This is a genomic window from Gaetbulibacter jejuensis (genome assembly GCF_039524015.1).
GTDB classification, from domain to species: Bacteria; Bacteroidota; Bacteroidia; order Flavobacteriales; family Flavobacteriaceae; genus Gaetbulibacter_B; species Gaetbulibacter_B jejuensis.
Genome location: NZ_BAAAGF010000001.1, coordinates 461751 through 473910 on the forward strand (window position 1 = coordinate 461751; position 12160 = coordinate 473910).

12 protein-coding genes are annotated in these 12160 nt (G+C 31.3%); 5 read left to right on the plus strand and 7 right to left on the minus strand.

Annotation, left to right across the window (positions count from 1 at the left end):
* Window positions 1–3 precede the first annotated feature (3 nt).
* From ABD011_RS02000 to ABD011_RS02010, 3 genes are read right to left on the minus strand one after another with little or no spacing between them, the layout of a single operon-like run.
* Complete coding sequence (locus tag ABD011_RS02000; RefSeq protein WP_262732435.1) at window positions 4–678, minus strand: acyltransferase; 675 nt, start codon at window positions 676–678, stop codon at window positions 4–6.
* Window positions 647–1462, minus strand: a complete 816-nt coding sequence (locus tag ABD011_RS02005; protein WP_343795363.1) for a glycosyltransferase family 2 protein — start codon at window positions 1460–1462, stop codon at window positions 647–649. The genes ABD011_RS02000 and ABD011_RS02005 overlap by 32 nt, the downstream gene beginning before the upstream one ends.
* Before the next feature lie 6 nt (window positions 1463–1468).
* A complete protein-coding gene (locus ABD011_RS02010) occupies window positions 1469–2557 on the minus strand; it encodes a glycosyltransferase family 4 protein (protein ID WP_343795365.1) in 1089 nt (362 codons plus the stop codon).
* A 212-nt stretch (window positions 2558–2769) separates the two neighbouring features.
* Between ABD011_RS02010 and ABD011_RS02015 the strand changes: the two genes are divergently transcribed.
* From ABD011_RS02015 to ABD011_RS02030, 4 genes are all read left to right on the plus strand, one after another.
* Window positions 2770–3144: a hypothetical protein gene (locus ABD011_RS02015; protein WP_343795367.1), complete on the plus strand. Its 375-nt coding sequence runs from the start codon at window positions 2770–2772 to the stop codon at window positions 3142–3144.
* A gap of 134 nt (window positions 3145–3278) precedes the next feature.
* A complete protein-coding gene (locus ABD011_RS02020) occupies window positions 3279–4589 on the plus strand; it encodes a UDP-glucose dehydrogenase family protein (protein ID WP_343795369.1) in 1311 nt (436 codons plus the stop codon).
* Window positions 4590–4592: 3 nt separating this feature from the next.
* On the plus strand, window positions 4593–5579 hold the full coding sequence (locus ABD011_RS02025; protein WP_343795371.1) for a UDP-glucuronic acid decarboxylase family protein: 987 nt from the start codon (window positions 4593–4595) through the stop codon (window positions 5577–5579).
* Between the two features lies 1 nt (window position 5580).
* Complete coding sequence (locus ABD011_RS02030; protein ID WP_343795373.1) at window positions 5581–6942, plus strand: undecaprenyl-phosphate glucose phosphotransferase; 1362 nt, start codon at window positions 5581–5583, stop codon at window positions 6940–6942.
* On the opposite strand, the gene ABD011_RS02035 is transcribed toward ABD011_RS02030, so the two are convergent.
* From ABD011_RS02035 to ABD011_RS02045, 3 genes are read right to left on the minus strand one after another with little or no spacing between them, the layout of a single operon-like run.
* Window positions 6939–8099 (minus strand): glycosyltransferase family 4 protein, encoded by a 1161-nt coding sequence (locus ABD011_RS02035; RefSeq protein WP_343795375.1) that lies wholly within the window; start codon window positions 8097–8099, stop codon window positions 6939–6941. The two genes, ABD011_RS02030 and ABD011_RS02035, sit on opposite strands and share 4 nt — an antisense overlap.
* Window positions 8099–9193 carry a non-hydrolyzing UDP-N-acetylglucosamine 2-epimerase gene (gene wecB, locus ABD011_RS02040; RefSeq protein WP_343795377.1) on the minus strand — a complete coding sequence of 365 codons (1095 nt, stop codon included), beginning with the start codon at window positions 9191–9193 and terminating at the stop codon, window positions 8099–8101. Before wecB ends, ABD011_RS02035 begins: the two co-directional genes overlap by 1 nt.
* Window positions 9190–10509, minus strand: coding sequence for a phenylacetate--CoA ligase family protein (locus tag ABD011_RS02045; RefSeq protein WP_343795379.1), 1320 nt, complete (start codon window positions 10507–10509; stop codon window positions 9190–9192). Before ABD011_RS02045 ends, wecB begins: the two co-directional genes overlap by 4 nt.
* A gap of 84 nt (window positions 10510–10593) precedes the next feature.
* On the opposite strand from ABD011_RS02045, the gene purD reads away from it, so the two are divergent.
* The gene (gene purD, locus ABD011_RS02050; protein ID WP_343795381.1) at window positions 10594–11865 is read left to right on the plus strand and encodes a phosphoribosylamine--glycine ligase; all 1272 of its coding nucleotides are present in this window, start codon (window positions 10594–10596) and stop codon (window positions 11863–11865) included.
* Here the strand turns inward: purD and ABD011_RS02055 are convergent.
* A complete protein-coding gene (locus tag ABD011_RS02055; RefSeq protein WP_343795383.1) occupies window positions 11860–12087 on the minus strand; it encodes a DUF6341 family protein in 228 nt (75 codons plus the stop codon). The genes purD and ABD011_RS02055 overlap by 6 nt on opposite strands.
* Between the last annotated feature and the right edge of the window lie 73 nt (window positions 12088–12160).

Below are 12160 nucleotides of genomic sequence, written 5' to 3' on the forward strand. Positions count from 1 at the left end.
ATATTATATTGATTTCAAAACTTTAGCAGGAACTCCACCAATAACTACATTTTTTGGGAAAGAGCCTCTTACAACAGAGCCTGCAGCAACAACACAATTGTCGCCAATCTCACAACCATCTAAAAAAGTAGACTTTGCTCCTACCCAAATGTTATTACCAAGTACAATCCCTTCAGAAGTTACACCTTGTTCTCGAATAAGTTTAGAATTATCTGAAAAGTTGTGATTTTCTGAGTGAAAACTTACATAAGGACCCATAATAACATCGTTTCCAATTACAACACCTCCTGAACAACCAAAAAAAGAATATTCACCCACACCACTATTGTTACCTATCTTCAAGCCTAAACCATATTTGGACATATGGCTAGTAACACCTATTGTAGAGTAAGCTCCTATTTTAACTGTATCTCCGAAAACAACACTATTTTTAGCATAGCAATCAATTGAAACATATTTCTCTAGTGTACAATTTGCCCCAAATTTAAAGTTGCTTTTATTTTTTATTTTTACAGCTTTACCAATAAAAATCTTATGTTGAAAAAAGTAAAGACCTCTTACAAGCATTATAAAACGTGATTTAAACACTTGTAGAATAAATTTATCTGATAGATTAGGATCTGGTGTATAATTTTTACCGTTTTTCTCAAGAATTTTTTTTAAAAGACCTTTTAGCATCTTTGAACTTAAAATTAATAATTAATGCTAATTTAGATAAAATTTTACTTATTCCATTTATATGTATATCCACATAAAGGTTTAAGCTTTTTTTTAGCATATGTTGCCTACTGTCCCCATATCCACCATAGTGAATATAACCACTTATAGGAATGTATTTTAATAAATAACCTAGATCATTTACTCTTTTACAATAGTCAATATCCTCAGCGTACATAAAGAACCTTTCGTCTAGTCCTTTTAATTTCTTCCAAATATCTATTTTAGTTAATAAAAAAGAACCTTCAATCCAATCGATTGTTTTTGGTGTTTTAGTTTTAAAACGCCCAGTTTTAAAACTCCCTCTTTTTTCAAACAAAAGAGACAATTTTAATAATCTTATTGGGTTAGGATACCTTCCTGCAGAATACCTATATTCTTTTTCACTGCCTAACATTTTCATTCCCACGACCCCAACATTGCTTTCTTTTTCCATCAATTTTATTGCAAGCTTAGGAGACTTTAGTAAAATAGTATCATTGTTTAACAATAGTAAATATTTTCCTTTAGCGTATTTTGCAGCAGCATTATTTCCTCCCGCAAACCCTAAATTATCTTTTGAAGCAATAAGCTTTATTTTATCAAAGTAATTGTCTTGTAAAAATTCAATAGAATTATCTTTAGAGTCATTATCCCAAATTATAATTTCATAGGAAAAACCTTGGCATTGTTTTTCAATAGACTCTAAACAGTCAGATAAATATTTTTCTCCGTTATAATTAACAATGATAATTGATAAATCCATAAAGAATTAAATAGATTTTAAAATAGTTAAAACTTCTTTAGCTGCTTTTTCCCAACTAAATGACTTTATTCGCGACCTTCCTTTTAAAATTAAAGATTCTCTAAAAGACTCATCTGATAGCACTTTATTTATTTGTTTAGCAATTTCTTCTTCATTATTAGGATTCACATAAAGACTAGCATTACCACAAACTTCAGGTAAAGATGTTGTGTTGGAAACAACCGTAGGAGTTCCATAATACATAGCTTCTAAAGGCGGCAATCCAAAACCTTCAGCAAAAGAAGGGAAGCAGAAAACACTAGCGTTTTTATACAAAAAAGAAATGTCTTCTTCAGGAACAAAACCTAACCTATAAACACGGTTTGTTATATTTAATTTTTTTATAAGCGAATCCCAATCAATTGTTTTATGGTCATCTTTACCAACAATTACCAAAGCAGTATTATCATCTATGTTGGGCATAGCTTTTAAAAGAGATTGTATGTTTTTACGAACATTTAATCTTCCGAGATATAAAATATAGCTTTTAGGAAGTTTATACTTTTTAAATACATCAACGTCTTTAGATAATGAGCTATTTTCTTTTGATAAACCTAAACCATGGTGGACAACACTTATTTTTTCTTTTTTTGAAAACCCATGAGTTGCCATCCTTTCTTTTTCAGAATTAGAAATGGTTATTATATGATCTGAAAGCCGAGATAGATATTTCATTGGCCAAAAATAAACCCTTTCGAAAAAAGTAAAATATTCTGGGAAATCCATGAATAAGGCATCATGAACATAGTTAACTCTTTTTTTTGCCCCAAACAAAGGAGCATAATTTTGATAAAAGCATACATCTAGTTTATACTTATTAGTATAAAATGGAAGGATAAAAAAATTTGTAAATGCATTAATTATATTAGGTACATAAACTAGATGTACATTGCTTTGTCTGAAAGGAAATATAAGGTTTTTGTCTTTTTTGTCTAAAAAAAGATAATAATCGTTAGAGGGTTCAATCTCAACAATCTTATTTACAAGGTTTTCTACAACAACCTTTCCGCTTGGGTGTCCATTAAAATACCACTTGGCATCTATTCCAATTTTCATTGATTTCAATCAAATTAATTTGATTGCTAAAGTAATAAGATTAATTTTAGTACTACATTATTAGTATATTTAATTCATATATTTGAGCATTTTTTATGAAGCATATATTTAAAGTTTACTTTTTGTTATTTATAATTTCTCTTAGTACAACCTCTTGTTTTGACTGTTGTAATGGAGAGGATTTTAAGTTTAGAATTAGATTAGAGGTTTTAATGCAGCAAAAAAAAACAATAGAATTATTTTTTACAGATAAAAATAACAAAACACAAAGGGCAAAAGCCATAACTGATGGGGATTTTGTTGAGTTTTGCTTAAACGCAGAACCTATAGACATTCAATTCACTTTTAAAGGAAATTTAAAAAAAGAAAAACTATTCATAAAAAGTCTCCTTTTGGAGAATAAGGACAACCAAATGTTTATTGAAAAAAACATGATTCATTCATATTTTATCCCAAATAAAGGAATGAGATATAACAACGAGGAATACTCCTACAGTTTCCTTCAAGGCACACCTATTCAATTAAAACCAACACTAAGCTCAAGAAAAAGCTTAATTTCTAGACTAAAAAAAAGATTGGCACTATAAGTTTTTAAAATTGTTTACTTTACAAATAGCTTCTTTTTAACTTAACGTATTATCCAAACTTAAAATTAATATAAATCGCAAAAAGAACATTCTACTTAAATAATTTCTATTTTTGCTAATAGTAAATTAATTAAATGAAAATATCAGTAATAGGAACAGGATACGTTGGCTTAGTTACAGGAACATGTTTAGCAGAAACAGGTAACGAAGTTCTTTGTATAGACATAAACGAAGAAAAAGTAAAACAAATGCAAGAAGGTATAGTTCCAATCTATGAACCGCATTTAGACGTGCTTTTTGAACGAAATATAAAAGCCCAAAGACTTAAGTTTTCAACTTCACTAGAAGAAGGTATTGAGCATGGAGATATTATCTTTTTAGCATTACCAACACCTGAAGATGAAGACGGTTCTGCAGATCTTTCATATGTATTGGGTGCAGCAAAAGATATAGGAAAACTTATAAAAGAGTATAAGGTTATAGTAGATAAAAGTACAGTGCCTGTTGGTACAGCTGATAAGGTGACTGAGGTTATCTCAAAAGAAACTAACGTTGACTTTGATGTAGTATCAAACCCAGAGTTTTTAAGAGAAGGCTTTGCAGTTGATGACTTTTTAAAACCTGAGCGTATTGTAATTGGATCAAGCTCAGAAAGAGCAACAGCTTTAATGCAAAAGCTCTATAAACCTTTTGTAAGATCTGGCAACCCTATTATAGTAATGGACGAAAAGTCTGCTGAGCTTACTAAATATGCTGCTAACTCATTCTTGGCTACTAAAATTACTTTTATGAACGAAATTGCCAATTTTTGTGAAAAAGTTGGAGCAGATGTTGATATGGTGAGACGTGGTATGGGAACCGACTCTAGAATTGGTAAGCGATTCCTTTTTCCAGGAATAGGTTATGGTGGCTCTTGTTTTCCAAAAGACGTAAAGGCACTTCACAAGTCAGGTAAAGACAGTGATTATACGTTTGATATCCTTAATTCGGTTATTAGTGTTAATAATACCCAAAAAACAATCTTAATACCTAAGATTGAATCATATTATAATAATGATATAAACGGTAAAATTTTTGCTGTTTGGGGATTAGCATTTAAACCAGAAACCGATGATATTAGAGAAGCACCTTCTATTTACGTGATGGAAAAACTTCTTGCTGGAGGAGCAAAGCTTAATGTTTTTGACCCAGAAGCGATGCCTAATATTAAAAGAAAGTTTGGAGACACTTTAAATTATGCAAATAACATGTATGATGCAACAAAAGATGTAGATGCATTGATTATCTGTACAGAATGGAGTATATTTAGAACACCAGATTTTAATAAACTTAAAAAAAACATGAATAGTCCTGTTATTTTTGATGGTAGAAATCTATATGATATTCATGAAATGAAAGGAGAAGGGTTTTACTATAACTCAATTGGCAGAGTTACTGTTAAATAATTTATGAAAAGAATATTAATAACAGGAGCTGCAGGTTTTCTTGGTTCGCATCTCTGTGATAAATTTATAAACGAAGGATTTCACGTTATAGGAATTGATAATCTTATAACAGGAGACTTAAAAAATATAGAGCATTTATTTCCTCTAGAACATTTTGAGTTTTATCATCATGATGTTTCTAAGTTTGTACATGTGTCAGGTGAGTTAGATTATATTCTTCATTTTGCATCACCAGCAAGCCCAATAGATTATTTAAAAATTCCAATACAAACTCTAAAAGTCGGTTCTTTAGGAACACATAACCTTCTTGGATTAGCTAAAGCTAAAAATGCAAGAATATTAATTGCATCAACTTCTGAAGTCTATGGAGACCCATTGGTACATCCCCAATTTGAAGGTTATTACGGCAACGTTAACACAATAGGCCCAAGAGGTGTTTATGATGAAGCAAAACGCTTTCAAGAATCTATAACAATGGCATATCATAGATTTCACGGTTTAGAAACACGCATTGTGAGGATATTTAATACCTATGGACCGCGAATGCGATTAAATGACGGAAGGGTAATACCTGCATTTATAGGACAAGCGTTAAGAGGTGAAGACTTAACGGTTTTTGGAGATGGCTCTCAAACACGTTCGTTTTGTTATGTATCCGACCAAATAGAAGGAATTTACAAGCTATTGTTTAGCGACTATGTGTATCCAGTAAATATTGGTAATCCTAATGAAATTTCAATTAAAGATTTTGCCGAGGAGATAATAAAACTCACAGGAACAAATCAAAAAATAGTTTATAAACCATTGCCTCAAGATGATCCACTACAAAGACAACCTAACATAGATTTAGCTAAGAAAACACTAAATTGGGAGCCAAAAGTAGATAGGAATGAAGGGATGAAACTAACATTTAATTATTTTAAAGGTCTTACAGAAGAAGAGCTGTATAAAAGTGAACATAAAGACTTTTCTAAACATATAAAGCGATAATTTGAGTACGTTTAAGCAAGGTAGATATTCAGGGTATTTAAGACCAATTTCTTACTTAATTGATTTAAGTATAATCAATGGGTTGGCGACATCATATTTTTTTAAAGGAGTCATTGATTCTCAGGATTTTGCTTTAACAATTTCTCTTGCTTGGGTAACTTTATCAGTTTCATCAAAATTTTATGATGTTTATAGATACACCAGAGAGGTTACAATGCTGTCAATGATAATCAGGCAATCAATACTTTTCTTACTTATTGTCTTTGCTTATTTTGGTTATAATAATCACTTGGGAATTAAACCTTCTATTGTAATCAAATATACTTTGTCGGTATTTTTTCTAATAACACTTTTTAAATTTACTATATATTATTTACTTCAAAAGTATCGTACTGCTTTTGGTGGTAATTATAGAAAAACAGTGATTTTTGGGGTTAATAAAAAGACTTTAGCTCTTGAAAATTTTTTCAATAAAAACCCTGAGTATGGTTACATTCATAAAAAGACATTTTCTTTTAAAGATAAAAAAGAAGTTAATCTTGAAAACTATTTTGAATTCATTCTTCAAGAAGGTGTAGATGAGATTTACTGCTCAATTTCTGAGTTAAGTAATAACCAAATAGGAGAAGTAATTGACTTTGCTGACAATAACCTTAAAATACTTAAGTTTTTACCAGACAATAAAGAGATTTACGCTAAAAAACTTAAATATGAATATTATGATTATATACCAATTCTTTCGTTAAGAAATATTCCACTAGAAGAATCAATAAATATGGTTATAAAACGCATTTTTGATATTGTTTTTTCAGGCTTGGTTATAATATTTATTTTATCATGGTTAACACCAATAATAGCATTACTTATCAAGCTAGAGTCTAAAGGTCCTGTTTTTTTCAAACAATCAAGAAATGGGTTTAACTATACAGAATTTGATTGCTATAAGTTTAGGTCTATGATGCCAAATAAAGATGCTCATTTGCAACAGGCAACAAAGAATGATATGAGAGTAACAAAGGTAGGTCGCTTTATTCGAAAGACAAGTATTGATGAGTTACCGCAATTTTTTAATGTGTTATTTGGAGACATGTCAGTAGTTGGACCAAGACCTCACATGGTTAGTCACACAAACATGTATGCGAAAAAGATTGACAAATTTATGGTTCGTCACTTTGTTAAACCAGGTATTACTGGTTTAGCACAAATAAGTGGATTTAGAGGAGAAGTAGAAACAGATAAAGACATAATAGGACGAGTTAAATATGATATTTTCTATATTGAAAACTGGTCTATTTTCTTAGACCTTAAAATTATTTTCAAAACCTTTATGAATGCAATTCAAGGTGAAGAAAAAGCATATTAAACTATAACTATTAATTCATTTAATTGCTTATTAAAATTAAAATGCTGTAATGCCGTTTTTTGGATTATTGTTTTAGAAGTGATTGTCAAATCTTCTTTTTTAATCTTGTTTAGAACAGAGTTTAAATCTTTATAATTACTAGATTCTGCTGCCCAACCCAAGTTATAGCTTTTTATAACAGTTTCGCCTTCACCACCACCAAAATAAACCATAGGAAGCCCTAAGCGAGCATATTCAAATATTTTGGAAGGCACTGACCCATAAATCCTATTAAGTAAAGGAATAATGGTTAAATCGTATTTTAAAAGCTCTTTATGAAGTAACTCTCTCGATATTTCTCCATGATAGGTTATTGGCAGGTTAGGGTTTTTTGAAATAAAAGCTTCAATCTTTTCCTTTTCAGCCCCTGCACCATAAATATGAAACTCAATATTGCTATAGTCTAGATGTTCACATAATTTATAAATACCTTGGGCTATCCCAAGCAAACCAGCATAAACCACTTTTATTTTTTCATTAGAAACAGCCTCTTCAATTGTTGGAGGATTAAAATCAGGAAAATTTCTATAAAGGAAAACATTTTTACTAGGACATAAAGACATAACATGTTTTAAAATCTCATTGCTTTGGCCTAAAACTAAATCGGCTTTCTTATAGTTGAAATACTCAATTCGTTCCAAAATTCTATAACTAAAATTCTTTTTAAAAGCTCCTAATTCTAAGCCTGCAATAGGCCATAAATCGCTTACGTTTAATATCAGTTTTCTTTTTTTTCGACGCAAAAAGAACATACATGTAAACGCAACAAGTAAAGGAGGAGACTGTACAATAACTTTGTTTGGGATTTTATTGCTTATAAAAAACCAGATTAAGCTAAAGCTATACGATAGCATTGCAAATAAACGTAGAATCTTGTTTTTAGAGTTGCTTGCATAAATCCATAAACGATGAATTTTGATATTGTTTTCGGTTGAAGTATGCCTGAATTTACCTTTATACGCGTCAAAAATTTTTCCTTTAGGATAATTAGGTAAAGGTGTGATTACCGAAACATTAAAATGATGCTGTTCTAAGCCATTTGCCAAATGAAAAATTCTATTAGAAGCAGCTCCTGTCTCAGGTGGAAAATAACTTGTTATGATAAGAATATCTGACACTATAAATTATAAATTTCAATGATATGATTTGCAATTCGCTGTGCTGCATTCCCATCCCAAAGTTCAGGAATTTGCCCTTGTTTCCAGTTGTTAGACAATAAGGTTTTAAACGCAGTTTCAATTTTTTCAGGGTCATTGCCAACCAACACATTAGTTCCAATATCACAGGTTTCAGGTCGCTCAGTGTTTTCGCGAAGCGTGATACAAGGGATATTCATAACTGTAGTTTCTTCGGTTATTCCTCCAGAATCTGTTAATACTCCCAAAGCATGTTTCACTAAGTAATTAAATTCCAAATACCCTAAAGGACTTATATAATGCAAGTTTTCAAAGTTTAAATTGAGACCTTCCAATAGCTTTTTTGTTCTTGGATGAACAGGAAATACAATTGGATAGTCTTTTCCTAGAGTTACAATTTGGGTAATGATTGATTTTAATTGTTGCTCTTCATCAACATTACTTGGTCTATGAAGCGTTATTACAAGATATTGTTGGTTTTTTAAACCCAGTTCGTTCCAAATGTTGGGTTGTTTTAAGCGCGATTCGTTTTTTCTAAGCGTATCAATCATCACATTGCCTACAAAATAAATCTGCTCATTTTTTACACCTAAATTTTTAAGATTATCATTAGCTCTTGTTGAGGTTGTGAAAAAATAATCGGTTAAACTATCGGTTACTATACGATTGATTTCTTCAGGCATTGCCATATCACCCGATCGAATTCCAGCTTCAACATGCGCGACATCAATGCCAGCTTTTTTGGCAACAATAGTACAAGCCATTGTTGAGGTAACATCACCAACAACTATTACGAGGTCACAAGGGTGTTGTGCTAGTTCTTTTTCAAAACCAATCATTATTCCTGCAGTTTGTTCAGCCTGTGAGCCACTTTTTACCTCTAGATTAACATCAGGAAAAGGGATGTTTAATTCTTCAAAAAACGTATCGCTTAAATTTTTATCGTAATGTTGACCTGTATGCACTAAACGAAAGTTTATATTAAAACCTTTGTTTTTCTTTTGTTTGATAGCCTCAATTATTGGTGCTATTTTCATAAAATTTGGACGTGCTCCAGCAACTATGGTAATGTTCATGTGTTATGTTTTACAAATGACGAAAACTGTTTCAATTTACCACTTTTTGTGCGGTTTAAAACGTCTTGTCGTTCAAAAATAATATGAAGCCCTTTTTCAAGATAAGTCTCCATTTCTACTTTAATTATCGCTTCTTTTTTAGCCGATAAAATGGTTTTACTTACGTAAATAACTTTAAAGGTATCAGGTTGCAATTGCTCAATAATAAACTCTTTTACATTGCCATCATCTTCAATAATACTTTTGGTGATGTAGTAAAAAGTTAATCCTGCAGCTTTTTTACCACTTGGTAAAATCGCAATGTCATTGGTTCTTCCAATAAGTTGTTTTAAAATAGGTGTTTTAGCTGTGCTTTCTTTTGAAAGGATGCCAATATCTCCAATATCATAGCGAATAAAAGGATGTGCTTTGTTGTATAATGAGGTAATAACTATTCTACCTTCATTTCCGTTTGGTAATATGTTGTTTTCTTCATCTAAAATTTCAACAAACAAGGTTTCACTATTAACCTGCCATTGGTTGTTTTTATTTTCAAAAGCAATTAAATCTAATTCAGAAGCGCCATATTCGTTAATTACAGGAACACCGAACTGCGTTTCAATAAGTGTTTTGTCATCTTCAAAAAGCATTTCAGAAGTTACAATACAAGCCTTTAAACTTGGGCAGACTGTATTTAAAACCAATTGTTTTCGCTCTAAAAACTTTGCAAACTGAACAATTGAACTCGTGTAACCGTTAATGTAATCAAAGGAGGATGTTTTAAATTTTTTAAGGCAGTTTTCAAAAGCACCATCACTTAAATCAAAAACCGAAAACCGATAACGATGCCCTAACCAGTCTTTAAATCGTTCTTTATAATACCCTTTTTTATCTAACGGAATACCATAAAAACGCGCTTGCTTGGACTTGTTGAAGTCTAAACCAAACCATCCAAATCGGTTTTGAATAACAGCCCATGTTAACGCATGTGAGAATTTATCTTTAGCAAACACAAAAGGGTCTCCAGAAGAACCAGAAGTTTTATTAATGTATACATTACTTTTACTAAAACCGTTTGAGAGTCTTTGCTCCAAGGGTTGCTGCAAATCACTTTTAGTCATTACAGGAATTGAATTCCAGTCTTCAATAGTTGCGGTTTTGGATAAATTCTTGTAAAAGGGATTATGCTTTAAATGATAGCTAACAATGTTTCGTTTTTCTTGTTCAATGTAAGCCTTAAATTCGTTGTCATTTTGTTGTTGAACAGCTTTTAAAACAGCTCTTGCCTTTTTAATAGGAAAACCGTTGAGTTGTAATGAAAGGTCAAATAAATTCAAACGAAAAGCATATTAGATGTTTTCTGTAAAATAATTATTTTTTGAGCGTAAAAGCAATTATTTTTGCGGCAAACAACACAAACTATGACAATTTTAATCCTAGGTTCTGGAGGAAGAGAACACACATTCGCTTGGAAAATAGCCCAAAGTCCTTTATGTAAATCACTTTATGTAGCTCCTGGTAACTCAGGAACTGCTGAAATTGCTCAAAATGTAAACATTGGAGTTACCGATTTTTCTGCTATTAAAACCTTAGTTTTAGAAAAACAAATTGACATGGTTGTTGTTGGTCCTGAAGACCCATTGGTACAAGGCGTTCATGACTTTTTTTTAAATGACGAAGCACTTAAACATATTTCTGTAATTGGACCTCAACAAGCTGCTGCTGAGCTTGAAGGCAGTAAGGAATTTGCAAAAGAGTTTATGATGCGTCACAACATTCCTACTGCTGCTTATCAAAGTTTTAATGCAAGTAATGTTGAGGATGGTTATGCGTTTTTAGAAACTTTAAATCCACCTTATGTATTAAAAGCAGATGGATTGGCAGCAGGTAAAGGTGTTTTGATTTTAAATGATTTGAACGAAGCTAAAGCCGAATTAAAAAACATGTTAGTTGATGCAAAATTTGGTAACGCAAGTTCAAAAGTGGTTATCGAAGAGTTTCTTGATGGTATTGAATTGAGTTGCTTTGTACTAACCGATGGTAAAAACTATAAGATTTTACCAACTGCAAAAGATTACAAGCGTATTGGCGAAGGTGATACAGGTTTAAATACAGGAGGAATGGGAGCAGTATCTCCAGTACCATTTGCAACACCAGAGTTTTTGAATAAAATAGAAGAACGTATTGTAAAACCAACTGTTGCAGGATTACAAAAAGATAATTTGCCATACAAAGGATTTATTTTTATTGGCTTGATTAAAGTTGGTGATGATCCTAAAGTCATTGAATACAATGTACGCATGGGAGATCCTGAAACCGAAGTAGTTTTACCACGATTAAAAAATGATTTAGTTGAAATTTTCCAAGCTATTTCAAACGAGACATTACATACAATAGATATTGAAATAGATGAGCGTGCAGCAACAACTGTAATGTTGGTTTCTGGTGGTTATCCTGAAAGTTATGAAAAAGGAAAAGAAATCACAGGAATTGAAGCTATTACTGATTCAATACCTTTTCATGCTGGAGCAACTGTAAAAGATGAAAAAGTGGTAACCTCAGGAGGTAGAGTTATGGCAATAACTTCTTATGGAAACACGTATCAAGAGGCCATAAAAAAATCTTATCAAAATATAGAAAAACTACATTTTGATAAGATGTATTATCGAAAAGATATTGGTTTCGATTTATAAATATCTGTGAGCTGTAACGCTTTTGTCTTCTTCGTTGTTATTGTTGAATTTTTTAAGCTGACCCATCCAGTAAACAAATGCTACAAAACAAATTACCATAAAAATCCAGTTAAGACCATTTACAGCCCACCAATTTTCTAATTCAAGTGCTCTTAAACCATCAAGTGGAGTAAATAATACATTTACAAATAAATCTTGTATTGCGTAAAAAAAATCTTTCATTGTGTATAAATTAATGCTCTTATATAAGCTTAAAAAGGATTATCAATATATTTACAAGGCAAATATACAAACA